Origin of the sequence: Cellulomonas fulva (assembly GCF_018531375.1) — a bacterium.
Lineage (GTDB): Bacteria > Actinomycetota > Actinomycetes > Actinomycetales > Cellulomonadaceae > Cellulomonas > Cellulomonas fulva.
Window position 1 is genome coordinate 571,785 of the sequence record NZ_JAHBOH010000002.1, and the last position, 24,313, is coordinate 596,097.

21 protein-coding genes are annotated in these 24,313 nt (G+C 75.2%); 15 read left to right on the forward strand and 6 right to left on the reverse strand.

All coding sequences use genetic code 11. The features are described 5' to 3' along the window. Window positions 1–2: 2 nt before the first annotated feature. Window positions 3–347: a thioredoxin family protein gene (locus tag KIN34_RS16095; protein ID WP_214352971.1), complete on the forward strand. Its 345-nt coding sequence runs from the start codon at window positions 3–5 to the stop codon at window positions 345–347. On the opposite strand, the gene KIN34_RS16100 is transcribed toward KIN34_RS16095, so the two are convergent. Both KIN34_RS16100 and KIN34_RS16105 read right to left on the reverse strand, forming a co-directional pair. Beyond that, on the reverse strand, window positions 311–1,828 hold the full coding sequence (locus tag KIN34_RS16100; RefSeq protein ID WP_307858291.1) for an MFS transporter: 1,518 nt from the start codon (window positions 1,826–1,828) through the stop codon (window positions 311–313). The genes KIN34_RS16095 and KIN34_RS16100 overlap by 37 nt on opposite strands. 104 nt (window positions 1,829–1,932) lie before the next feature. Then, window positions 1,933–2,568, reverse strand: a complete 636-nt coding sequence (locus KIN34_RS16105; protein ID WP_214352972.1) for a class I SAM-dependent methyltransferase — start codon at window positions 2,566–2,568, stop codon at window positions 1,933–1,935. Between the two features lie 131 nt (window positions 2,569–2,699). Between KIN34_RS16105 and hflX the strand changes: the two genes are divergently transcribed. The 3 genes from hflX to KIN34_RS16120 all read left to right on the forward strand — a co-directional run bounded on the left by hflX (window position 2,700) and on the right by KIN34_RS16120 (window position 7,481). Continuing rightward, window positions 2,700–4,223: a GTPase HflX gene (hflX, locus tag KIN34_RS16110; protein ID WP_214352973.1), complete on the forward strand. Its 1,524-nt coding sequence runs from the start codon at window positions 2,700–2,702 to the stop codon at window positions 4,221–4,223. A gap of 35 nt (window positions 4,224–4,258) precedes the next feature. Further along, window positions 4,259–6,415, forward strand: coding sequence for an ATP-dependent DNA helicase (locus tag KIN34_RS16115; RefSeq protein WP_214352975.1), 2,157 nt, complete (start codon window positions 4,259–4,261; stop codon window positions 6,413–6,415). Between the two features lie 91 nt (window positions 6,416–6,506). Further along, window positions 6,507–7,481: an L-lactate dehydrogenase gene (locus tag KIN34_RS16120; RefSeq protein WP_214353162.1), complete on the forward strand. Its 975-nt coding sequence runs from the start codon at window positions 6,507–6,509 to the stop codon at window positions 7,479–7,481. A gap of 230 nt (window positions 7,482–7,711) precedes the next feature. Here the strand turns inward: KIN34_RS16120 and lexA are convergent, their stop codons facing one another. After that, window positions 7,712–8,440: a transcriptional repressor LexA gene (lexA, locus tag KIN34_RS16125; protein WP_214353163.1), complete on the reverse strand. Its 729-nt coding sequence runs from the start codon at window positions 8,438–8,440 to the stop codon at window positions 7,712–7,714. Window positions 8,441–8,880: 440 nt separating this feature from the next. On the opposite strand from lexA, the gene KIN34_RS16130 reads away from it, so the two are divergent. From KIN34_RS16130 to KIN34_RS16145, 4 genes are all read left to right on the forward strand, one after another. Next, window positions 8,881–9,291, forward strand: a complete 411-nt coding sequence (locus KIN34_RS16130) for a LysM peptidoglycan-binding domain-containing protein (protein ID WP_214352977.1) — start codon at window positions 8,881–8,883, stop codon at window positions 9,289–9,291. A 336-nt stretch (window positions 9,292–9,627) separates the two neighbouring features. Beyond that, entirely contained in the window at window positions 9,628–10,137 is a 510-nt protein-coding gene (nrdR, locus tag KIN34_RS16135) for a transcriptional regulator NrdR (RefSeq protein ID WP_214352979.1), read from the forward strand. A gap of 33 nt (window positions 10,138–10,170) precedes the next feature. Then, window positions 10,171–12,258 carry a S9 family peptidase gene (locus KIN34_RS16140; protein WP_214352981.1) on the forward strand — a complete coding sequence of 696 codons (2,088 nt, stop codon included), beginning with the start codon at window positions 10,171–10,173 and terminating at the stop codon, window positions 12,256–12,258. Between the two features lie 114 nt (window positions 12,259–12,372). Continuing rightward, entirely contained in the window at window positions 12,373–12,564 is a 192-nt protein-coding gene (locus tag KIN34_RS16145) for a DUF5302 domain-containing protein (protein WP_214352983.1), read from the forward strand. A 124-nt stretch (window positions 12,565–12,688) separates the two neighbouring features. Here the strand turns inward: KIN34_RS16145 and serA are convergent, their stop codons facing one another. Then, entirely contained in the window at window positions 12,689–13,888 is a 1,200-nt protein-coding gene (serA, locus tag KIN34_RS16150) for a phosphoglycerate dehydrogenase (protein ID WP_214352985.1), read from the reverse strand. Between the two features lie 82 nt (window positions 13,889–13,970). Beyond that, window positions 13,971–16,199 (reverse strand): HelD family protein, encoded by a 2,229-nt coding sequence (locus KIN34_RS16155; protein ID WP_307858292.1) that lies wholly within the window; start codon window positions 16,197–16,199, stop codon window positions 13,971–13,973. A 273-nt stretch (window positions 16,200–16,472) separates the two neighbouring features. On the opposite strand from KIN34_RS16155, the gene KIN34_RS16160 reads away from it, so the two are divergent. The 5 genes from KIN34_RS16160 to KIN34_RS16180 all read left to right on the forward strand — a co-directional run bounded on the left by KIN34_RS16160 (window position 16,473) and on the right by KIN34_RS16180 (window position 21,360). Next, the gene (locus KIN34_RS16160; protein WP_307858293.1) at window positions 16,473–17,705 is read left to right on the forward strand and encodes a PP2C family protein-serine/threonine phosphatase; all 1,233 of its coding nucleotides are present in this window, start codon (window positions 16,473–16,475) and stop codon (window positions 17,703–17,705) included. After that, window positions 17,702–19,399 (forward strand): sensor histidine kinase, encoded by a 1,698-nt coding sequence (locus tag KIN34_RS16165; RefSeq protein ID WP_214352989.1) that lies wholly within the window; start codon window positions 17,702–17,704, stop codon window positions 19,397–19,399. Before KIN34_RS16160 ends, KIN34_RS16165 begins: the two co-directional genes overlap by 4 nt. Then, window positions 19,396–19,836, forward strand: coding sequence for a response regulator (locus KIN34_RS16170; protein WP_214352990.1), 441 nt, complete (start codon window positions 19,396–19,398; stop codon window positions 19,834–19,836). Before KIN34_RS16165 ends, KIN34_RS16170 begins: the two co-directional genes overlap by 4 nt. 96 nt (window positions 19,837–19,932) lie before the next feature. Beyond that, complete coding sequence (locus KIN34_RS16175; RefSeq protein ID WP_214352991.1) at window positions 19,933–20,865, forward strand: proteasome assembly chaperone family protein; 933 nt, start codon at window positions 19,933–19,935, stop codon at window positions 20,863–20,865. Window positions 20,866–21,156: 291 nt separating this feature from the next. Beyond that, window positions 21,157–21,360, forward strand: a complete 204-nt coding sequence (locus KIN34_RS16180; protein WP_214352992.1) for a cold-shock protein — start codon at window positions 21,157–21,159, stop codon at window positions 21,358–21,360. A 54-nt stretch (window positions 21,361–21,414) separates the two neighbouring features. On the opposite strand, the gene KIN34_RS16185 is transcribed toward KIN34_RS16180, so the two are convergent. Beyond that, window positions 21,415–22,362 carry a spermidine synthase gene (locus KIN34_RS16185; protein ID WP_214352993.1) on the reverse strand — a complete coding sequence of 316 codons (948 nt, stop codon included), beginning with the start codon at window positions 22,360–22,362 and terminating at the stop codon, window positions 21,415–21,417. A 159-nt stretch (window positions 22,363–22,521) separates the two neighbouring features. Here KIN34_RS16185 and KIN34_RS16190 point away from each other — a divergent pair, with 159 nt between their 5' ends. Next, window positions 22,522–22,974: an SAV_6107 family HEPN domain-containing protein gene (locus KIN34_RS16190; RefSeq protein ID WP_214352994.1), complete on the forward strand. Its 453-nt coding sequence runs from the start codon at window positions 22,522–22,524 to the stop codon at window positions 22,972–22,974. Next, complete coding sequence (dinB, locus tag KIN34_RS16195) at window positions 22,971–24,299, forward strand: DNA polymerase IV (RefSeq protein WP_214352996.1); 1,329 nt, start codon at window positions 22,971–22,973, stop codon at window positions 24,297–24,299. The genes KIN34_RS16190 and dinB overlap by 4 nt, the downstream gene beginning before the upstream one ends. Window positions 24,300–24,313 lie beyond the last annotated feature (14 nt).

A 24,313-nucleotide genomic window follows, 5' to 3' on the forward strand; every position in this document is an offset into this window, starting at 1 on the left:
CGGTGGCCACGGTTCCGCGGGCGAGGGACGGGGAGACGGAGCGGCTGACGGCCGCCGATCTGGGCGTGCCGCTCGGCGAGCGCGCGACGCTCGTCGAGTTCTCCAGCCGGTTCTGCCAGCCGTGCCGAGCGGTGCGTCTGCTGCTCGAGCGCGCGGTGGCCACGACCGACGATGTGCGACTCGTCGACCTCGACGTCGCGCAGCACACGGGGCTCGGTGAGCGGTTCGTCGTCACGTCGACGCCCACCGTCCTGGTGCTCGACGCCTCGGGCACGGTGCGCGCGCGGGCGACGGGGGTGCCGTCGCTGGCTCAGGTCCGCGCCGCGCTGGCGTCCCTGGGCGCCTGAGCGCTGGGCGGGGCCTGCGCGCGGCCCGGTCGACGCCGCTCGGCGTGGGGTTGCACACGGAGGGCGACGAGCGCGGAACCCAGCGCCATGACCGCGGCGAGCGCGAGGCACGTGGCATAGGGGACCGGACCGCCGCGGTGGGCGACGGACGTGAAGAGCACGCCCGTTACCGACAGCGCGAGAGACGCGCCGATCGAGTCCGCGACCGAGATGGCGGAGCTGTTGGTCCCCTCCGCGCCCGGCGGTGACAGCCGCAGGACAAGGACGGTCTGGCGCGCGTAGGTCAGCCCCATACCCGCGCCCGCGAGCGCCCACGCAGACACGAGGACTCCGACAGGTGCGCGCAGCGCCGCGCCCACCGCGGCGGAGGCGATGGCGACCGTGACGGCCGCGGTGCCGATCCGGATCGCCCGCGCGTGCGGGAGCCGCGAGCCGAGCCGCCCTTGCACCCAGGACGCGGTCGCCCAGGTGATCGCCGCCGCGGTCAGGCTGATCCCGGCGAAGGTGGGCGGGACGTCGTAGCGCCGGGTCAGCAGGTAGGGCAGGTACACCTCGGCGCCGAAGAAGCCGGCGGCCAGCAGCCCGCGGTCCGCGACCACGGCGGGCAGCCCGCGCACGGCCCGGAGCGTCCCGCGCGGCAGCAGCGGCCGCGCCGCCGCGAGCGCACCCACGACGCCCACGACGGCGAGCGTGCCGGTGGCCGCCCCGCCGAGCTCCGGGCTGATGCCGAGCACGAGGACGGCGAGCGCGGCGAGCGTCGCCCACGCGACGCGCCGGCCCCCGGTCGCGACCCCGGCCGCCCCGGCTGTCTCGCCGGACGACGCGCCGGACGTCGTCCGGGGCGACGCACGGTCGGGTTCGGGCGCCTCGGGTGCGACCGGGTCCGGTGCCCCGACGCCGCGCACGCGCGCGAGCACGACGAGAGCGATCGGCGGGACCAGCAGCGCGACGCCGAGGAAGACCCAGCGCCAGTCCGCCTGCTCGGCGACGAGGCCCGCGACGGGCGGTCCGACCAGGGACGGGACGACCCAGGCCGCCGAGAACCCGGCGAACACCCGCGGGTGCAGGTCACCGGGGTACAGCCGAGCGACGACGACGTACGCCACGACCGTCAGCGCGCCGCCGCCGAGGCCCTGCAGCAGCCGGCCGCCGGCGAGCACGGCCATGGTAGGCGCCGTCCCGGCGACGACGAGCCCGGCGACGAACGCGGACGCTGCGGCGACCAGGGGTCGCGCCGGCCCGGCCCGGTCGGCCCACGCACCCGCCGCGACCATGCCGACCACGCCGGATGCGAGCGGCGCCGCGAACGCCACGGCGTACAGCGCGGCCCCGTGGAGCTCGAGCGAGACCGCCGGCATGATCGTGGTCACCGCGAGGCTCTCGAACGCCGCGAGGAACACCAGGGCGCACATCGCCCACGTCGTCGGCCGCAGGCGGCGCCAGGCCGCACGCGACTCGTCGGTCACCAGGGCGTCGGGCACCCGAGCACGGTAGCCCCACCCACCGACGGCCCACGCAGCCAGGTCGGACTGCTCGGGGCCGGCGGCGGTCGGGGCCCGGCGTCACGAGCTCTCGTCGACCGGCGTCACGCGGTCTCGTCGGCCGCCGTCACGCGCAGGACGCGGAAGCCGCGCGCGCTGGCGACCCGCTCGACGACCGCGTGGGGCCCGAGCACGTCCGGGAGCTCGGCGGCGAGCCAGCGGTGCAGCGAGTCGGCGCCCAGGTTCTTGCCGACGACGAGGTGCGCCGCACCACCGGGCGCGAGCCGCGGCAGCCACTGGAGCAGCAGGTCGTGCAGCGCGGCCTTGCCGACGCGGATCGGCGGGTTCGACCAGATCGCGGCGAACCGCACGTCGTCCGGGACCTCGTCCGGGAGCACCGCGCGCACCGCGGTCGCCCCGGCCGCGTCCGCGTTGCGGCGCACGAGGTCGAGCGCGCGCTCGTTCACGTCCACGGCCCAGACCCGGGCGCCGGGGGAGCGCAGCGCGAGCTCGAGCGTGAGCGGGCCCCAGCCGCACCCGAGGTCGAGCAGGTCCCCGGTGGTGGGCGGCGTCGGCACCTCGTCGAGCAGCACCCGCGTCGCGTGGTCGACGTGGTCCGGGGAGAAGACGCCCCCGGCCGTCTCGACGTGCAGCTCGCGGTCGGCCAGGTGCACGACGATCGAGCGGCGCTCGTCGGGCGACGCGGGCCGCGCGGTGAAGTAATGGTCGCCCTCGGTCACGCGCCGACCTTACCGACGCCCGTCGGCCCGCAGCGAAACACCTCGACCCGCTCGCACGCGCGTGCGACCCTGGAGGAACAGCGACCCCGGAGGAACCCAGACCCCGGGCGACGCACGACGAGAGGAACCGCGTGAGCGACACGCACCGCACCACCACCCCGAGCAGCACGCCGGACGAGCCCCGCTCGCCGCAGCAGCTGGCCGACGACGTGGTGGCACGGGTGCTCGCGAGGGCGGGGACCGCGCTGCAGTCGGGCGCCACCGTCCACTCGGCCTACGACGGCGACCAGCTGGACCTGGAGGAGCGCACGTCGCTGCGCCGCGTCGCCGGCCTGTCCACCGAGCTCGAGGACGTCACCGAGGTCGAGTACCGGGCGCTGCGGCTCGAGCGGGTCGTGCTCGTCGGGGTGTGGGGGACGGGGACCGTCCAGGGCGCCGAGGTGTCCCTCCGGGAGCTCGCCGCGCTGGCGGAGACCGCCGGCTCGCAGGTGCTCGAGGGCGTGCTGCAGCGCCGGGCCAAGCCGGACCCCAGCACCTACCTCGGCTCGGGCAAGGCCGCCGAGCTCGCGTCCGTGGTCGCCGCCGTGGGCGCGGACACCGTCGTCGTCGACGGTGAGCTCGCGCCGTCGCAGCGGCGCGCGCTGGAGGACATCGTCCGCGTCAAGGTCGTCGACCGCACGGCCCTGATCCTCGACATCTTCGCGCAGCACGCCAAGTCCCGGGAGGGCAAGGCGCAGGTCGAGCTCGCGCAGCTCGAGTACCTGCTCCCGCGCCTGCGCGGGTGGGGCGAGTCCATGTCGCGGCAGGCGGGTGGGCAGGTCGGCGGTGCCGGCGCCGGGATGGGCTCGCGCGGACCCGGTGAGACCAAGATCGAGCTCGACCGGCGTCGGATCCGCAACCGGATGGCCAAGCTGCGGCGGGAGATCGCGGCGATGCAGCCGGCCCGGCTGACCAAGCGCGCGTCGCGCAAGCGCAACGCCATCCCCTCGGTCGCCATCGCGGGGTACACGAACGCGGGCAAGTCCTCGCTGCTCAACCGGCTCACGAACGCGGGCGTGCTCGTCGAGAACGCGCTGTTCGCGACGCTGGACCCGACGGTCCGGCGCGCCGAGACGAGCGACGGGCGCCTGTACACGCTCGCGGACACGGTCGGGTTCGTGCGCGCCCTGCCGCACCAGCTCGTCGAGGCGTTCCGTTCCACCCTCGAGGAGGTGGCCGACGCGGACCTGATCCTGCACGTCGTCGACGCCTCGCACCCCGATCCCGAGGGCCAGATCGCGGCCGTGCGGCACGTGTTCGCGGACATCCCGGGCGCCATGGACGTGCCCGAGATCATCGTGCTGAACAAGGCGGACCTGGCGGAGCCGGAGGCGATCGCGCGGCTGCGCTCGCGCGAGCTGCACTCGATCGTCGTCTCGGCGCACAGCGGCGAGGGCATCGTCGAGCTCCAGGAGCTCGTCGCGGACCAGCTGCCGCGTCCGGGCGTGGCGGTCGACGTCGTCGTGCCGTACCACCGCGGCGACCTGGTGAGCCGCGTCCACGAGCACGGGGACATCCAGGCGGAGGAGCACGTCGAGCAGGGCACGCACCTGCGCGCCCGCGTCGACGAGTCCCTCGCGGCCGAGCTCGAGGCCGCGGCCGCCCGCACGGCGTGAGCCGCGGGGTCCGGGGCGCGCACTAGGCTGTGCCGATGCCCGCGCAGCCCTCGTCCACCACCGACGAGCGGCGGTCCGGGACGGGCGGCGAGCGGGCGACGGCCGCGCGTGAGGACGCGCGGGACGCCGACGTCGACGCCCTCCTCGACGTCGCGGTCGGGGTCCTCGGTGGTGGCCGGCGCGATGGTCAGCACACCATGGCGCGCGCGGTCGCCCGGTCGCTCGACAGCGGCGAGCACCTGCTCGTCCAGGCGGGCACGGGCACCGGGAAGTCGCTCGGCTACCTGGTGCCGGCCGTCCGACACGCGGTCCACGCCGACGAGCGCGTGATCGTGTCCACCGCGACGCTCGCGCTGCAGCGCCAGGTGCTGACGCGTGACCTGCCCCTCGTCGCCGACGCGCTCGCACCGCGCCTGCCGCGCAAGCCTCAGGTCGCGCTGCTCAAGGGCTGGCACAACTACCTGTGCCTGCACAAGGTCGCGGGCGGCTACCCCGAGGACGACCAGGGATCGTTGTTCGACCTCCCCGAGCGGGCGGGCGCCGCCGAGCACCCGGCGACGAGCGGGAGCGCGTCGGGTCCGGAGGGCCGCGAGGCGCTGGGCGCGCAGGTGGTCCGGCTGCGGGAGTGGTCCGACGAGACCGAGACGGGTGATCGGGACGACCTCGTGCCGGGTGTGACCGACCGCGCCTGGCGTCAGGTCTCGGTGACGTCGCTCGAGTGCCTGGGCTCCGCCTGCCCGCTCATCGAGGAGTGCTTCCCGGAGCGGGCGCGGGCGCAGGCGCGCGAGGCGGACGTCGTCGTCACCAACCACGCGATGCTCGGCATCGCCGCCTCCGGCTCGCCGCACGTCCTGCCCGAGCACCAGGTCCTCGTCGTCGACGAGGCGCACGAGCTGGTCGACCGGGTCACCGCGCAGGCCACCGCGGAGCTCTCGCTCCCCGTGGTGCAGCACGCCTCACGCGCCGCGCGGCGGCACGGCGGCGTCCCCTCGTCGGACCTCGAAGCGGCCGGGGAGGCGCTGGCCGCCGCGATCGTTCCCCTGCCCGAGGGCCGGTTCCGTGACGGGCTCCCGCCCGCGGTCCACGACGCGGTGGCGGCGGTGCGGGACGCGGCCCGCACGCTGCTGACCCTCCTGCGCCCCGAGGCGGGCGTCACGGCACCCGCGGACGGCGGCCGCAAGGTCGCGCAGTCCGCGGTGCTGACGCTGTTCGAGACGGCCGAGCGGATGACGGGGGACCCGGGGGACCTGGCCCGCAGCGTGCTGTGGTGCGCGCGCGGCGAGGACCGGTCGGGGGCGGTGACCACGCGCCTGCACGCCGCGCCGCTGGCCGTCAACGGTCTGGTCCGGACCCAGCTGCTCGCGAACCGCACGGCGGTCCTCACCTCGGCGACCCTCGCTCTCGGCGGCTCGTTCGAGCCGACCGCGCGCTCGGTGGGCCTCGAGCTTCGGCCCGACGCCGAGCCGGTCGGACCGACGACGGTGCCGGGCGCGGATCCCGCCCCGGAGACGCCGGAGGGGCCGCTGCGCTGGCGCGGGCTCGACGTCGGCAGCCCGTTCGACTACCCGCGGCAGGGCATCTGCTACGTCGCCCGTCGGCTGCCGCCGCCCGGGCGCGAGCCCGCCACCGACGCCCAGCTCGACGAGATCGAGGCGCTCGTGCGGGCCAGCGGGGGAGCGACGCTCGGCCTGTTCTCGTCGCGCCGGGCCGCCGCGGCGGCCGCGGAGGCGATGCGCGAGCGGCTCGACGTGCCGGTCCTGCTCCAGGGCGACGACCAGCTCCCGACGCTCGTCGCGCAGTTCGCGGCCGACGACGCGACGTGCCTGTTCGGGACGCTCGCGCTGTGGCAGGGCGTCGACGTGCCGGGGCGCTCGTGCCGGCTGGTCCTCATCGACCGGATCCCGTTCCCGCGCCCCGACGACCCCGTGCGGTCCGCGCGCTCCGACGTCGTCGCACGTGCGGGCGGCAACGGTTTCATGGCGGTCTCCGCGACCCATGCCGCGCTGCTGCTCGCGCAGGGCGCGGGGCGACTGGTCCGTGGGCCCCAGGACCGCGGCGTCGTCGCGGTGCTCGACCCGCGCCTGGCGACGGCTCGGTACGGCGAGTACCTGGCGCGCTCGATGCCACCGTTCTGGCGCACCACCGACCGCGACGTCGCGCTCGCCGCGCTCACGCGGTTGCGCGACGCCTGAACCGCTAGCCTGACCAGGCACGCTGCAGCCCGACCGTGGAGGCCTGATGACCGACCCGACGACCGGGCTGACGCCCCGGGACGACGACGACATGGCTCTGACGGCCCGCCCGCACCTGCGGCGCAGGTCCAAGCTCGCGATCGTCGGCGCCGGGGCCGTGGGGTCGACCATGGCGTACGCGGCGCTGATGCGCGGCGCCGCGCGGACCGTGGCGCTCTACGACATCAACACGGCCAAGGTGGAGGCCGAGGCGCTCGACCTGGGTCACGGGATCCAGTTCATGTCGATGGCCGAGGTGGTGGGCTCCGACGACATCGCGGTCTGCGCCGGTGCCGACGTCGTGATGTTCACCGCGGGCGCCAAGCAGAAGCCCGGCCAGACGCGGATCGACCTCGCCGAGGCGACGATCGGCCTGGTGCGCAAGGTGCTGCCGTCGGTCGTGGAGGTGGCCCCGGACGCCGTGTTCGTCATGGTCACCAACCCCGTCGACGTCGTGACCTACGCCGCGCTGAAGATCTCCGGGCTGCCGCCGTCCCAGCTGTTCGGTTCCGGGACCGTGCTGGACAGCTCGCGCCTGCGCTACCTGCTCGCGCAGCACACGGGCGTCGCGGTCCAGAACGTGCACGCCTACATCGCCGGGGAGCACGGCGACTCCGAGCTGCCGCTGTGGAGCTCCGCGTCGATCGGCGCGATCCCGCTGCTCGACTGGGAGGGCCGCGGTGGCACCGGCCCTCTGACCGCCACCGTGCGCGACGAGATCGCGCGCGAGGTCGTCGAGTCGGCGTACCGGATCATCGAGGGGAAGGGCGCGACGAACTACGCGGTGGCGCTGGCGGGCTCGCGGATCATCGAGGCCGTGCTGAAGGACGAGCGGCGGGTCCTGCCGGTGTCCTCGCTCCTCGACGGCTACTACGGCATCGACGACGTCTGCCTCTCGGTCCCGTCGATCGTGGGCGCCGCGGGCGTGCTCGACCGGCTGCCCGTGCCGATGTCGGTGGACGAGCTCTCGGGCCTGCGCGCCTCCGCGGCCGCCGTGCGTGACGTCGCCCGGCAGTTCGGCTACTGACCGCCGCTCCGGCGTGGCGGCGCGGCCTCGTCGTCGTCCGCGTCCTCGACGTCCGCGGACGAGGCTCCCGGACGCACCTCGGACGTCGGCGCGTCGCGAGACGGCCGGCTGGGCGGTGACGTCACCGGCCCCGCCGCGTCGTCCGCAGGCGGCGGCACTGCCGGGCCCAGCGCCCGACGCAGGCGCGCGCCGAGGCCGGGCGGCGGGTCGGGGCGCCGACCGGGCACGGCTCAGAGGCTCCGCAGGACGCTGACGACGCGGCCGAGCACGGTCGCGTCGTCACCGGGGATCGGCGCGTAGGCGGCGTTGTGCGGCAGGAGCCACACGTGCCCGTCGGCGCGCCGCAGCGTCTTCACCGTGGCCTCGCCGTCGAGCATGGCGGCGACGATCTCCCCGTTCTCCGCCACGGGCTGGCGTCGGACGACGACCCAGTCGCCGTCGCAGATCGCCGCCTCGATCATCGAGTCGCCGCTCACCTTCAGCAGGAACAGCTCGCCGTCGCCGACCAGCTGCCGGGGCAACGGGAACACGTCCTCGACCACCTGGTCCGCGAGGATCGGGCCGCCCGCGGCGATGCGACCGACCACGGGGACGTAGGACGGCGCCTGCAGCTGCTCCCGCCCCGCGCCCTCGCCGAGGTCGACCTCCGACGGCACGCCGTCCCACGTGCCGACCGTGCGCGCGTCGTCCGCCTGCACGACCTCGATGGCGCGCGGGCGCTTCGGGTCGCGGCGGAGGTAGCCCTTGCGCTCGAGCGCGGTCAGCTGGTGCTTGACGCTGGACGGGCTCGTGAGCCCGACGGCCTCGCCGATCTCCCGCATGCTCGGGGGGTAGCCGCGCGACTCGACCGACGTCCGGATGGTCTGGAGCACCAGCCGCTGACGGGCCGTCAGGCCGTCCGCGCCGGCCGGCGTCTCGAGCTCGTGCACGGTCGCTCCCGCGTCCCGCGCCTCGTCGATCGTCGCCTGCGTGTCGTCTGCCACGTCGTCCCCCACCCCGTCCTGTCCGTCCGCTGCCCGTTGCCTGCCCGTGCCGTCCTCGCCACCGCTGCCACCGTCCCTGCCGGCCCGCGCGGTGTGCTGGACCGGCGGGGCCGGGCCAAGCCCGGCCGCTCCGGCCGCGTCCCGGCCGCTGACCTGCGACGACCGCTGAACGAGCCGTGACGTGCCAGGTGCTCGCGGCGTGCGTGTCAGTGGTCGGTGGTGCGCTGTTCCTCGTCAGCGAGCCTACGCAGGCCGAGCACGGAACTCAAACATCTGTTCGAGATCTGTGGACGCGTGTCGGAGGCCTCTGGTAGACATCGTACAGACGTACGTCGAACAGACGTATGACGGACAGGCGTTCGAAGCCCCGCCGGAACGGCGGGCGACGCGGATGCGACGAGGAAGGGATCGGCGAGATGAGCGCGATGGTGATCGGCCCGGCGATCGGACGAGGCACGGCGGCGCACGGCTCTCGGCCGGAGCGGGCGCGCCAGGCGCAGACGCGCGGGGCGCAGGCGCGTGCGCAGGTGCCGGCCGGCGGCGAGCTCCGGCTCACGGCCCGCGGCCGAGCCCTGCTCGTCGTGCTGGCACTCGTCGCGGTCGCCGCCGCGTTCTTCGCGGGGGCCCGGGCGAGTGCGGCTGACGACGCCGCGCCGAACGTCGACCGGTACGTGGTGCAGTCCGGCGAGACGCTGTGGGGGATCGCCGAGTCCTCGCGGGCGGCCGGCGAGTCGGTGGCCGAGCAGGTTCGCGAGCTCGTGCGCGTCAACGGGCTCTCGGGCTCGCAGGTGATGGCGGGCCAGGAGCTCGTGGTCCCGCGCGGCTGACGCACGAGGTCGGTGACCGGCACTTGCGCCGCGCGAGCAAGCCCCCTAGGTTAGCCTTACCTCACTCGGGAGCTGGGGGGCTCGAACGGTGAGGCGCGGGAGGCGCTGAGCGGCTTTTTGCCGCGCGCGGTGCGGGACCTCGTCCCGCACGCACCCGCAGCACCGCGGCGCCGAGGCGAGTCGGCCCGCGTCCCGGGACGGGCGTCCCGGAGGGGCGGTCGCCGGACACGGCGGCCGCCCCTCGCGCGACTGCCGGAGGCGTCGCTTGCGGCGCGATGGGCCGTGGCCTAGCGTCACCTGGGCGCATCCGCCGCGCCGACGACACGGAGGTCCCCGGTGCACTGCCCGTTCTGCCGCCATCCGGACTCGCGGGTGGTCGACTCGCGCACGTCCGACGACGGCTCCTCGATCCGACGCCGTCGGCAGTGCCCCGCGTGCAACCGACGGTTCACGACGGTCGAGACCACGAGCCTGTCGGTGGTGAAGCGCTCCGGCGCGACCGAGCCGTTCAGCCGCGACAAGATCGCCGGCGGCGTGCGCAAGGCGTGCCAGGGCCGACCCGTGAGCGAGGACGACCTCGCGCTGCTGGCGCAGAAGGTCGAGGAGACGCTGCGCTCCTCGGGCTCGGCCGAGATCGACGCCTACGAGATCGGGCTCGCGATCCTGGGGCCGCTGCGCGAGCTCGACGAGGTCGCGTACCTGCGGTTCGCGAGCGTCTACCAGGCGTTCGACTCGCTCGAGGACTTCGAGGCGGCGATCACCGTGCTCCGCGCTGAGCGGGACGAGCGCGCGGAGGGCGAGGGCCGCGCGGCGGCGGACGACGAGCCCACGGCGACCGAGGTCTGAGCCAGCGGCCGGAGCGCGGGATACGGTCGACGGGTGAACCCTGACGACATCTTCCTCTGGCGCGCCCCGGGCGCGCCCGCGGTCCTCCCGGACGGGACGGCGGCGGTCGTCGCCGTGTCGCGTCCGGACGCCCCGGACGACGACTACCGCGGTGGCCTGTGGTGGGTCCCGCTCGACGGCGGCGCGCCGCGCGTGCTCACCCGGGGGCACGCGGACAGCGCCCCGGACGTCTCGCCCGACGGCCGCTGGGTCGCGTTCGTGCGGCGCGCGTCGGGAGGCCGGCCCCAGGTGCACCTCGTCGAGGCAGCGGGCGGCGAGCCGTTCGCGGTCACGGCCGAGCCCGCCGGGGCGAGCGAGCCGCGGTTCTCCCCGGACGGCACGCGGATCGCGTACCTGGCACGGGTGGCCGACGAAGGCCGGTACGTCCCGGGGGAGGACGCCCGCGCCGAGGCGCCGCGGCTCGTCACCACCTTCCGCTACCGCGAGGACGGCCTCGGCTTCTCGCGGGACCGGCACCTGCGGCTTTTCGTCGTCGACCTGCCCGCGGCACCGGGCGCCGAGCCCGCCGCGCCGGAGGCAGGGACACCGCTGACGCCGCCCGGGCTGGACGTCGCGTCGCCGCGGTGGTTTCCGTCGGGCGACGCGGTCGCGGTCGTCGCGGCCCGGCACGCCGAGCGCGAGGACGACCTGCGGCGGGACGCACTGCGCGTCGCCGTGCCGGCGACGGGCGCGCCCGCGCCCGCCGAGCCCGTGCTGCCGGTGCCGCTGACGGACGCCGACGCCGGATCCACCCTCGCGGTGGACGTGGCGCTCCCGTCGGCCGACGGGCGTCGCGTGTGGCTCCTGGCGAGCGACGCGGGACCGACGGGCCGGGACTTCGTCGCCAGCCTCACCGGGCTCTTCGTGCTCGACCTCGACGGCCCGGCGCCGGCCGGGACACCTCGCCGGCTCACGGATGCCGACGAGGTCGACCTCGAGGGCGTGCTCGTGGAGCACCAGGGCGGCGTGCTGGTCGCCGAGCAGCGGGCGGGCGCGGTCGTGCTCGCGCACGTGGACGGTGACGGGACCGCGCGCACGGTCCTGGACGGCGAGGTCGTCGTGCTCGGGGCGGGCGTCGGCGGCGGCCGCGTGGTCGTCGCCCGCGCGACGCCGGACAGCGCGGGGGACCTCGTCGAGGTCGGGGACGAGCCGCGCGTGCTGACCGACCTCTCGGCGGACCTGCGCGCGACGGGCCGCCTGCGCACACCCCGGCCGCTCGTGGCGCAGGCACCGGACGGCTACCGGGTCGAGGGCTGGCTCACCACGCCCGACCCCGAGCGGCACGCGCCCGGACCGTACCCGACGATCCTGATGATCCACGGCGGCCCGTTCGCGCAGTACACGCACGCGCTGTTCGACGAGGTGCAGGTGCTGGCGGCCGCGGGGTACGCCGTGGTGCACGGCAACCCGCGCGGCTCGTCGGGCCGCGGCCGCGCGCACGGCCGTGCGATCCGGCGGGCGTTCGGCACGGTCGACACCGACGACGTGCTCGCGCTCCTGGACCAGGCGCTGGCGGACGACCGGTTGGACGCCGCGCGCACGGGCGTGATGGGTGGCTCGTACGGCGGCTACCTGACCGCGTGGCTGACGACCCGCACGGAGCGGTTCACGGCGGCCGTCGTCGAGCGCGGCTTCCTGGACCCGGTGAGCTTCGTGGGCTCGAGCGACATCGGGTGGTTCTTCGGTCTCGAGTACCTGGGCGACGCCGCGGTCGAGCCGGAGGTGGTCGCGGCCCAGTCGCCCATGGCGCACGTCGGTGCGGTGCGCACGCCGACGCTCGTCATCCACTCGGAGGAGGACTGGCGCTGCCCCGTGGAGCAGGGCCAGCGCTGGTTCGTCGAGCTCAAGCGCCGGGGCGTCCCGTCCGAGCTGCTGCTCTTCCCCGGCGAGGGCCACGAGCTGTCGCGGTCCGGCCGGCCGTCGCACCGCCTCGCGCGGTTCGAGCACGTGCTGCGCTGGTGGCGCACCCACCTGCCGGCGACGACCGGCGACGCCACCACCGGGGACGCGACGACCGGCGACGCGACGACCGGCGACGCGACGACGGGCACGGACGCCCAGGGTGCCGTTCGGCACGTGTGACCGACGCGCCGGCGCAATCGGCTGGCGCGCGCGCGTCTCGTCGGACAGGGTGAGACGACGCGCGCGCCGCACGCAGGGCGACGGCGCACGCCAGACCGGGAGGAGGGACGGCCGATGACGGACGACCAGGACCACACGACCGCCGTGAGCGAGGACCAGAAGGCCAAGTTCCGCGAGGCGCTCGAGCGCAAGAAGGCCTCGGGCCACAAGGTCGCGGACGGCTCGACCAACACCGGAGCCGTGCACGGCTCCGAGACGGCGGGACCGGTCCAGCGGCGCTTCCAGCGCAAGTCCGGCTCGGCCTGACGCGCGGCAGCACACCGACGACGAGGCCCGCCACCGCAGCAGCGGTGGCGGGCCTCGTGCCGTTCTCGGGGTCCGTCAGGTACGACGAACTGTCAGGACGGCAGTCGGTCAGGACAGCAGGCGGTCAGGACAGCAGGCGCAGGCGCACGGCCTCGGGCTGGGCGCGCAGGGCGTCGAGCACGTCGTCGCTCACCGTGGAGCCCGCGTCGGTGACCACGTAGCCGAGCTCGCCGCGCGTCGCGAGGAGCTGGCCCTCGATGTTCACGCCGTGCTCGGCCAGGGTCGCGTTGACCTTGGCGAGGACGCCGGGGACGTTGCGGTGGAGGTAGGCGAGCCGGTGCACGCCCGGCGGCTGGTCGAGGGCGACGTTCGGGAGGTTGACCGAGAGGGTCGTCGAGCCGGTCGCCAGGTAGTCGCGCACCTTGTTGGCCACGAACTGCCCGATCGCCTCCTGGGCCTCCTCGGTCGAGCCGCCGGTGTGCGGGGTGAGGATCACGTTCGGGAGGCCGAGCAGCTCGGACTCGAACGGGTCGCCCTTGCGCTTGGGCTCGACCGGGAACACGTCGATCGCGGCGCCCGAGAGCTGCCCGGAGACGATCGCGTCCCGGACGGCGGCGGGGTCGACGACGAACCCGCGGGACAGGTTGAGCAGGATGGCACCCGGCTTCATCCGGGCGATCTGCGGTGCGCCGAAGAACCCGGCGTTGCCGGGACGGCCGTCCACGTGCAGCGTGACGATGTCGGCCGTGCTCAGCAGCTCGTCGAGCGAGGCGGCCCGCCGCGCGTTGCCGAGCGCGAGCTTCTCCGCCGCGTCGTAGAAGACGACGGACATGCCGAGGTTCTCGGCGAGCACCGACAGCTGGGTGCCGATGTTGCCGTAGCCGATGATGCCGAGCGTGCGACCCCGCACCTCGTGCGCGCCGGTGGCTGACTTGTTCCAGACCCCGGAGTGCATCTCCTTGTCGAACACGGTCAGCCGGCGCGTGAGCGCGATGATGTCCGCGATCGCGATCTCGACGACCGAGCGCGTGTTGGAGAACGGCGCGTTGAACGTGGCGACGCCCAGGTCGGCCGCGGCGCGCAGGTCGATCTGGTTGGTGCCGATGCAGAAGGCGCCGACCGCGACGAGGTCCTTCGCCTGAGCCAGGACGTCGGCCGTGACCTGGGTCTTCGACCGGATCCCGAGCAGCTGCACACCGTCCAGGGACTCGACGAGCTCGGACTCGTCGAGCGCGCCGGTGCGGGTGGTGACATCGAAGCCCGCGGCCTCGAGGATCGCGCGGGCCTGCGGGTGGAGGTTCTCGAGCAAGAGGGCCTTGGGCACGGGCACATGGTGCGCCTGTCCGGGTGCTGGGCGCGCGGGCGTCCGTCCTGCGGACACCGTCCCGGTGGTCGGTGAGGTGTGCTCAGCAGCCGCTCGGGAGCGGTGCCGCGTGCAGCACGTGGAGCGTGCGCGTGGGGCGGGTCATCGCCACGTACAGGTCGCCGGCCGAGCGGGCCAGGACCTCGGCGGGCTCGACCAGCACGACGACGTCGAACTCCAGGCCCTTGGCCGCCAGGGGCGTCAGCACGACGACGGGCGCGTCGAGGTCGGGCGCGCCGTCGGGCGCGAGCAGACCCGCGTCCGCCGCGGCCGCGCGGACCGACTCCTGCCGCTCCGCCACCGCCAGGAGAGCCACGCGGCCGCCACCGGAGGCGTCGCGCACCTCCTCGAGCGCGTCGGCCGCGACGGCCGCCGCGCGCCGCTCGAGCTCGTCGCCGGGGACCTGCCGCACGACGAGCGCGTCCGGCACCTCACGCGCGGACGTGAGCGGCGACCGAGGCAGGCCCGCCGCATCGGCGACCCGGCCCGCCACGTCCGCGACCGCGGCGGGCGTGCGGTAGTTCACGGTCAGGTCGGCCTGCCGCCAGGAGCCGCGGAGCACGGGGTCGAGCATCCGCGCCCAGCTGCGCGCACCGGCGGGGGACGTGGTCTGCGCGACGTCGCCCACGATCGTCAGCGAGCGCGTCGGCACGCGTCGCAGCAGGATGCGCCAGGCCATGGCGGAGAGCTCCTGCGCCTCGTCGACCACGACGTGCCCGTACGTCCACCGTCGGTCGGCGGCGGCGCGCTCGGCGGTCGTGAGGGCCGGACCGCCGCCGGCGAACCGGTCGGCGAGCAGCTCCGCGGAGACGAACGCCCCGCCCCCGGTCTGCTCGAGGACCTGCCGCGCGTACGCCACCTCGCGGGCCCGCGCGTCGGCCGCGGCCCGGGCCTGCGCGCGGTCCGCCTGGTCGTCCTCGCCGAGCAGCTCCGCGGCCTCGTCGAGCAGCGGCACGTCCGCGGGCGTCCACGGCGCGTCGGCGGGCCGCGCGAGCAGCGCGCGGTCGCGCTCCGACAGCTCGGGCGCCGCCTGGGCCAGGCGCCACGGTCGTGAGTACAGGTCGCCGACGAGCTTCTGCGGGCTCATCGGCATCCACGCGAGGTTGAGCGCGATGCGCACCTCCCGCGTCGAGCGCAGCTCCTCGACGATCTCGCCGCGCTCGTCGGCCGGCACCTCGAACGCGAGCTGCGACACGTACTGGTTCGCGAGGCGCGAGAGCATGTCGCGGACGAACGCGACCCGCGCGAGGTTGTGCGGGCGGTGCAGGCGCCGCGCGCGGGCGATCGCCTGGGCGACGTCGTCGGGCCGGACCACGACCCTGCGGCCGTCGATGCGCACCTCGACCGGCTCGGCGGGCACCCGCTGCCGTGCGCGCACGGCGCGCTCCACGACGCGCGCCATGATCGCGCGACCCTTGATCTCGGCGACCTCGTCGGGCTCGGTCCCGTCCGCGACGACGCCCGGGACCAGGTCCGCGACCGTCGTCGTGACCACGCCGGTCTCGCCGAGGGACGGCAGGACCTGGTCGATGTACCGCAGGAAGGTGCGGGACGGGCCGACGAGCAGCACGCCCGAGCGCTCGAGCAGGCGGCGGTGCGCGTAGAGCAGGTACGCGGCGCGGTGCAGCGCCACGGCGGTCTTTCCCGTGCCCGGCCCGCCCTGCACGACGAGCGCGCCCCCCAGCTCGGAGCGGATGATCCGGTCCTGCTCGGCCTGGATGGTCGCGACGATGTCGCCCATCCGGCCGGTCCGGCCGGCGCGCAGGCCGGCGAGCAGCGCGCCCTCGCCCGAGAGCCCCGACAGCTCGGCGCCGTCGCCGTCGAGGAGCTCGAGGTCGAGCACCTCGTCCTCCACACCGGTCACGGTGCGGCCGCGGGTGACCACGTGCCGGCGCCGGCGCACGCCGTCCGGGTGCGCGGCCGTCGCCCGGTAGAACGCCTGCGCCGCCGGTGCCCGCCAGTCGGTGAGCAGCGGGGTCTGCTCCGGGTCGGTCAGACCGATGCGACCGACGTAGCGCCGCGAGTCGTCTTCGAGGTCGAGCCGGCCGAAGACCAGGCGCTCCTCGACGGCCTCGAGCTGTGCGAGGCGGTCCTCGTAGAGGGTCGCGAACGCGTCGCGCTCGCTGCGGTTCTGGGGCGAGCCGGACGGGCCCTGGCGCCGCACCTCGGCGAGGCGCGCGCGGGTCTGGCCGCGCAGGTCGTCGAGGCGGCCGTACACGACGTCGACCTGGGCCTGCTCGCGTGCGATCTCGTCGTCCGTGCCGGCCGTCACGTCGCGCGTCCTCCTCGGTCGTGGGGCAATCGTCGGGCTGGTCGTCGGGCTGGTCGTCGGTCTGGTCGTCGGGCTGGTCGTCGGGCCAGGTCGGTCGGACCAGGTCGTCGGCTCACGCCAGGTCGGGTACGACGAGCGCGAGCGGCCGTCCATTCTTCCACCTGCACGACGAGCCGACGCACGCGGCGTGTCGCGGCGCGCCGGTGCGACCCCGTCGTGCCGGGCGACGGGGCGTCTGCCTGCGGGAGGGCCGCGCGGGGCCGTACGCTTCGGGTGCCCGAGGAGAGGATCGCCGTGATCGAGGTCGACCCCAGGCGCCCCGCGGGCTACCCCGCCGCGACCGGGGCGCTGCGCCTGCTCGTCGTCGAGGACGACGAGGGTGACTGGCTGCTCGTGTCCGAGCACCTGGCCGACGCCGGGCTGGACGCCGACCTGGTCCGCGCCCGCACGCTCGACGAGGCCGTCGGCCTGCTCGACGTGGACTGCGTCCTGCTGGACCTCGGCCTGCCGGACGCCGTCGGGCTCCCGGCGCTCGACCGGCTGCTGGCCGCGGGCGCACCCGCCGTCGTCGTGCTCACCGGCATGTCCGAGGCCGACGCCGGGCTCGCCGCGGTCGCGGCGGGCGCCCAGGACTACCTGCTCAAGGTCGACGTGGACGGCGAGCGGCTGGCGCGGTCCGTGCGCTACGCGATCCAGCGCAAGCGCCTCGAGGAGACCGACCGCCAGCTGTACCGCAGCAACGTCCGCGAGCAGGAGACCACGCGGCTCGAGCAGGCGCTCCTGCCGCGCCCCGCGGTCGCGGACCGCTCGCTCGAGCTCATGGTCGGCTACCGCGCGGGCCGTGACGGCGTGCTCGGTGGCGACTTCTACGACGCGGTGCAGCGTCCCGACGGCAGCGTCCTGGTGCTGGTCGGTGACGTGTGCGGGCACGGGCCCGACGAGGCCGCGCTCGGCGCGACGCTGCGCACGGCCTGGCGCACGCTCGTGCTGGCCGGCATCCCGACCGACCAGATCCTCGGGCTCGTCGAGCGCGTGCTCGAGGCCGAGCGGGCCCGTCCGGAGGTCTTCACGACCGCCGCGATGCTCGCCGTCGCGCCGGACCGGCGGCACGCCGACCTCTACCTGGCGGGTCACCCCGTGCCGTTCCTGCTCGGGCCGCCGACCACGCTCGTCTCCTCCGCCGCCCGCGGCCGCGCGCTCGGCATCCCGGTGGACGGCGGCTGGCGGCCGCTGCACCTGGAGCTCGACGCGCCCTGGCGGCTGCTGCTGCACACCGACGGACTGATGGAGGCGACCATCGCCGGGAGCACCGAGCGGCTGGGCAAGCCCGGCCTGGTCGCGGTCGTCGACGAGGCGCTGACCGCCGAGGGCTCGAGCCCGACGGGCCACGACGGGTCGGCGCAGGCGCCCGACCTCGTCGGACGCGTGATCGACCGGGTGCGCGCGCTGCACGGCGGCGACCTGGTCGACGACGCGGCGGTCGTCGTCGTCGGGTGGCGCGGGTGAGCGCGGCGGCAGCCAGCCGCGAGGGCGGACGTCCGCGGGCGGGCTCGAGGACGTCGCTGCGCCACCGGCTGCGCCAGCTCCTCGTGGGCGCCGGGGCGTTCCTCGTCGTGCTCGTCGCGCTCGCGGGCGTCGCCTACGCGCAGCAGGTGCAGCGCCAGGACATCGTCACGCAGGACCTGTTCGAGGCCATCACCCGGGCCGACGCCGGCTACGTCACGCTGGTCGACGCCGAGACGAGCCTGCGCGGGTACGCGCTGACCGGGGACCCCGCCGCGCTCGAGCCGTACGAGCGGGCCGTGGCGCAGGGACCGGAGTTCGAAGACATCGCGCAGGACGTCGCGCAGGTGCGTCAGGACCCGACGGTGGACGCGACGGCGGAGCGCGCCGACGCTCTCGCGCGCGAGTGGTACGAGGAGTACGCCGCGCCCCTGGTCGCCCAGATCGAGGCGGACGGCATCGACTCGGTCGACCCGGCGCAGATCGAGGAGGGCAAGCAGCGGTTCGACGAGCTGCGCGCGGCGGTCACGGAGTTCGTCGACGCGTTGCGCGTCCTGCGTGACGACGTGGCGCACGAGCTCACCCGGTGGACGCGCGCCGCCTCGACCGTCGTCGGCGTCCTGGCGGTCGTCATGGTCACGGTCGGCGTGCTGGTGTGGGTCGCGCTGCGTCGTTGGGTCGTCGAGCCGCTCGAGCAGGTCGGCGCGGACGTCCGCGGCGTCGCGTCGGGCGACCTCGCGCACCCGGTCCTCGCGCAGGGACCCGACGAGGTGCGCTCGCTCGCCCACGACGTCGAGCGGATGCGCACGACGCTCGTCGAGCAGGTGCACGCGGTGGAGGCGGCCCGTCGCGAGGTCGAGGACGCGCACGCGCGACTCGGCGAGCAGGCCGAGGAGCTGCGCCGGTCCAACCGCGACCTCGAGCAGTTCGCCTACGTCGCGTCGCACGACCTGCAGGAGCCGCTGCGCAAGGTCGCGAGCTTCACGCAGCTCCTGCAGAAGCGGTACGGCGGCCAGCTCGACGAGCGCGCGGACCAGTACATCGCGTTCGCCGTGGACGGCGCGAAGCGGATGCAGCGGCTGATCCAGGACCTGCTCGGGTTCTCCCGCGTGGGCCGGGTCGGCCGCGAGCTCACCGACGTCGACCTCGGCGCCGCGCTCGACGTCGCCACGTCGCAGCTCGAGGAGGCGATCGCGGACGCGGGCGCCACGGTCACGCACGGCGAGCTGCCCACGGTCGTCGGCGAGGAGCCCCTGCTCGTCCAGCTGTTCCAGAACCTCGTCGGGAACGCCGTGAAGTTCCGCGACCCGGAGCGTCCCGCGCGCGTCCACCTCTCGGCGCGCCGCGTGCCCGGGGCGTGGGAGCTGGCCTGCGAGGACGACGGGATCGGCATCGACGAGCAGTACGCCGAGCGCGTGTTCGTGATCTTCCAGCGGCTGCACGCCAAGGACCTCTACGAGGGCACGGGCATCGGCCTGGCGCTGTGCAAGAAGATCGTCGAGTTCCACCGCGGCCGGATCTGGATCGAGCAGCCGACCGACGGCGTGGGGACCCGGATCTGCTGGACGCTGCCCGACCCCGTCGAGGACGCGGCTGCGGCTACGCTCACCGACGGCACCACCAGCACGACCATCGAGCCCGCCGCCTCCGGCGGGCCCACGAGCGCCGCGGGCGCGAGGGACGGAGCACACGCATGACGGGTTCGCGCAAGACCATCGACGTCCTGCTGGTCGAGGACGACCCGGGCGACGTCCTGATGACGCGCGAGGCGTTCGAGCACAACAAGGTGCGGAACACGCTCACGGTCGTCGCCGACGGGGTGAGCGCGCTGCAGTACCTGCGCAAGGAGGGCGAGCACGCGGACGCGAGCACGCCGGACCTGGTCCTGCTCGACCTGAACCTGCCGCGGATGGACGGGCGCGAGGTCCTCGAGGCGCTCAAGGCCGACGAGCGGCTGCGGATGATCCCCGTCGTCGTGCTCACGACGTCGGAGGCCGAGGAGGACGTGGTGCGCAGCTACGCGCTGCACGCCAACGCGTACGTCACCAAGCCGGTCGACTTCGACGCGTTCATCACCGTGGTCCGGCAGATCGACGAGTTCTTCGTCGAGGTCGTGCGCCTGCCTCAGCGCTGACCCGGGAATCCGCGGGGGCGTGCGGACGTTCTAGCCGGCAGAGCACCGGGCCTCCCGGTGGGGACGACGACGACGGACGAGGGAGCACGCGCGAGCATGCTGGACCCCAAGGACATCTACGAGCTGGACCCGGTCGTGGCGGCCGAGGTCGACGCGCGCGCCGCGGCGCAGGGATCGGGCCCCGTGCTCGTGCACGCGGTGCGCGGCTTCGTCGACGCCGGCAGCACCGGCCAGCTCGCGGTGGAGCACCTGGCCGAGGAGCTCACGACCACGCGGCTGGCGACGTTCGACGCCGACCAGCTGGTCGACTACCGCTCACGGCGCCCGGCGATGACGTTCGAGGCCACCACCTGGACGTCGTACGAGGCGCCCGAGCTGGTGGTCGACATGGTGCGCGACGCCGACGGCGTGCCGTTCCTGCTGCTGCACGGCAGCGAGCCGGACGTGCAGTGGGAGCGGTACGTGGCGGCGGTGCGGCAGATCGTCGAGCGGTTCGACGTGCCGCTGACCGTCGGCCTGCACGGGATCCCGATGGGGCTGCCGCACACCCGCCCCGTCTCGGTGACGGCGCACGCGACGCGCCCGGAGCTGGTGGCCGAGCACCCCGCCTGGTTCGGCAAGGTCCAGGTCCCGGCGAGCGCGGGCGCCCTGCTCGAGCTGCGGCTGGGGGAGGCGGGGCACGACGCGGTCGGCTTCGCGGTGCACGTGCCGCACTACCTCGCGCAGTCCGCGTACCCGCAGGCGACGATCGCCGGCCTGCGCGCCGTCGAGCGCGCCACGGGCCTCGAGCTGCGCACGGACGGGCTCGAGCAGGCCGCGACCGACGCGACGCTGGAGATCGAGCGGCAGGTCGCGGAGTCCGACGAGGTGCGCACGCTCGTGCACGCGCTCGAGGAGCAGTACGACGCGTTCAGCCGCAGCATCGGCCGCACGAGCCTCCTGGCCCAGAGCGCCGACCTGCCCACCGCCGACGAGCTGGGCGCCGAGTTCGAGCGCTTCCTCGCGCAGCAGGGCGACGACGGGGCCTGAGCCGTCACCCGACCGGCGGACCCCTGCGGTCGACCTTTACCCAATCGTTGTCAAAACGCGGCGAACGGGGAGCCCGGAGGCGTGGCGCAGGCCACATCCCTGGTGCAAGGATCGTGCTCGTTGCAGTGGCGTGATCGCTTGACCGGAACCACTCCACCACGGCCCCCGGGCTGCGGTGCGAGGTCCCGCCGGCCCCGAGGCCGGTCCACCGGTGCAGGACGTGAGGCATTGCGGCACGGCCGTGGTGAACAGGTCCGCGGCCGTCACCGGTTGGATGACAGGAAGCAAGTCATGGCACAGGGTGCTGTCAAGTGGTTCAACGCTGAGAAGGGCTACGGGTTCATCGCCCAGGACGGCGGCGGCGCCGACGTCTTCGTCCACTACTCGGCGATCGACTCGCAGGGCTACCGCTCGCTCGACGAGGGTCAGCGCGTCGAGTTCGAGATCACGCAGGGCGCGAAGGGTCCGCAGGCCGAGAGCGTCCGCCCGCTCTGATCTCTCCTCGTCCGGGGCGTCGTGCCGCGGACGGTGGTCCGAGGGCCGTCCCGGTCACGGGGCGGCCCTCGGCGCGTCCGCCGCAGCTCCGCCGTCCGGCGCGGGCGGCGGGTCCCGCAGCACCGGCGCACCTGCGACAAAGGCGCGCAGCTCGTCGCCGCGCAGCAGCCGCGCCGGTGCCGGGAGCGTGCGCACGGCGCGCGCGAGCCCGGCGACCCCGAGCAGGTCCTCGTCGTGCGCGGCCGCCACGACGACGTTGCCGTAGCCCCGTCCGCGCAGGAGCGCGGGCTCGGCGATCACGGCGACGTCCGCGAACGCCTCGCGGAGCGTCGCGATCTCGCTGCGCGCGAGCGTGAGCGGCGGCCGGTCCGCGCAGTTCACCAGGTACACGCCCCCGGCCCGGACGACGCGGGCGGCCTGCTGCGCGACCTCGAGGGTCGTCAGGTGCGCAGGCGTGCGGTCGCCGGCGAACACGTCGCGCACGACGACGTCCGCGCTCGCGTCCGCGAGCCGTTCGAGCTGCTCGCGCGCGTCTCCCGCCCGGATCCGCAGGGCGGGTGCCCGGGGGAGGCCGAACCAGGTGCGCGCGAGCTCGGGCAGCCGCGCGTCGAGCTCCACCGCGAGCTGCCTCGAGCCGGGGCGCGTCGCGTCGAGCGCGCGCGCGAGCGCGCAGCCGCCGGCGCCCAGGTGCACCACGTCGAGCGGCGTCCCGGGGCGGACGACGTCGATCACGAGCGCCATCTGCTGCATGTACTCGAACGCGAGGACCCCGGAGTCCTCGAGGTCCACGTACGAGCTCGGCACGCCGTTGACCAGGAGCGTGGCGCCGGAGGCGTGGTCGGGGTCGGGTCGGACCTCGACGGTGCCCGTCGGGACCTCGACCGGCCCGTCGGGCCAGCCCGCTCGCAGTGCCGCCGGCCCGCCGCGGTGCGAGGCAGCCGCGCGTGCGGAGCCGGGTGTCGGTGGTCGGTGGGAGCCTTCACGTCGTCGGGCCGCGGACATCCCACGACTCTACGCACCGGCGGTTTCTTCCGCGGACGTGGCAGAGCTCGTGGCGGACGTCCGCGGAAGACCAGCGCGCGAGAGCAGTGGTCCGGGAGGCTTCTCGGACACTTGACGAGTTCGAACATGCGTTCGATACTGGGAACGGAGGTGGTCGGGATGGGTGCACAGCGAACGGCGGCGCGTGGCGGAGGACGTCCGCAGGAGCTGCTGGCGCGCGCGGACGCCGAGCTCCTGGCCGCCCAGTACTCGGCGGAGCCGTGGGAGCGGTTCAGCCACGCGCACCTCGCCGGGCTGCGTGCCGCCGCCGCCGTGGTCGCGCGGCGCGGCGCCCCGGGCGGTCGTGGGGCGCCCCGTACGGTCTGGGGCATGGTGGACGCGGTGGCCCCGGAGCTCGCGGACCTCGCCGCGTTCTTCGCCGACGGCGCCGCCCTGCGCTCCGCGGTCGACGCCGGCAGGTTCGACCGGGTGACCGAGGAGCGCGCCGAGCGCACGCTGTGCCTGGCGGAGGACCTCGTGGACGCGGCGCACGCGCTGGTCGCTGCGGAGGAGCCGGTGCCCTTCGTGGCGCGGTCCGCCGCTCCGCGCATGCTCGCGGTGCGTGCGTCGTGAGTCGCGGTCCGCGCGCGGAGCACGTCCGGCGTGACTGGGGCGGGACCGAGGACGGGTGCTCGATCCTGCACGTCGACATGGACGCGTTCTTCGCCTCCGTCGAGCTCGCCCGTCGGCCGCAGCTGCGGGGCCGGGCGGTGATCGTCGGGGGTGCCGCGCGCGGCGTGGTCCTGGCCGCGACGTACGAGGCGCGGGCGTTCGGCGTGCACTCGGCGATGCCGATGGCGGCCGCGCTGCGGGCGTGCCCGCAGGCGATCGTGGTGCCGCCCGACCACAAGGCGTACCACGAGGTCTCGGTCGGCGTGATGGAGGTGCTCTCGGACGTCACCGCGCTCGTGGAGCAGGTCAGCATCGACGAGGCGTTCCTCGACGTCCAGGGCGCCCGGCGCCGGCTCGGCCCACCGACGACGATCGCGGCGCACATCCGGGCGCAGGTGCTGTCCCGGTACGGCATCACGTGCTCCGTCGGCATCGGCGCCACCAAGTTCGTCGCCAAGCTGGCGTCCGGGCACGCGAAGCCGGACGGTGTCCTGCTGATCCCGCGCGCGGCGACGGTCGACTTCCTGCGCGCCCTGCCGGTGGGCGCCCTGTGGGGCGTCGGCGAACGGACCGAGGCCTCGCTCGCCCGCTGGGGCATCAGGACGGTCGCCGAGCTCGCGGACAGCGACGTCGGCACCGTCCAGCGTGCCGTGGGCAAGGTGGCGGGCGCGCACCTGTACGACCTGGCGTGGGGGCGTGACCCGCGCCCGGTCCAGCCGGGGCGGGCGGAGAAGTCCGTCGGTGCCGAGGAGACCTTCGGTGCGGACGAGCACGACCTGGGCGTCGTGCAGGCGAAGGCGCTCGAGCTCGCGGACCGGTGCGCGCGGCGGCTGCGCCAGCGCGGGCTCGTGGGGCGCACCGTCAGCGTGAAGGTCCGCACGTCGGACTTCCGCACCCTCACCAGGTCGCGGTCGCTGACGGCGCCGACGGACGTCGGGCGCGAGATCTACCTCACGTCACGGGACCTGCTCGCAGGCGTCGACCTGCGCGGTCTTCCCGTGCGGCTGGTGGGCGTCCGGGTCGAGGGGCTGTCGTCGGTCGCGGACTCCGTGCGGCAGCCGACCTTCGACGACCTGTTCGCGGACGTCGCCGCAGGCAGCGGTGCCGCGGGAGTCGCCGAGCCGGCGCGCCGGTCGCCCGATCGCGAGGAGCGCAGGAACGCGGAGCTCGCGATGGACCAGGTGCGCGAGCGCTTCGGTGGCGCGGCGATCACGCCCGCGACGACGCTCGCGGCGCCCGTGTCCGACCGCTCGACTACCACCTTCCAGGTTGCGGATCTATCCTGATCCCGTTCAGCACT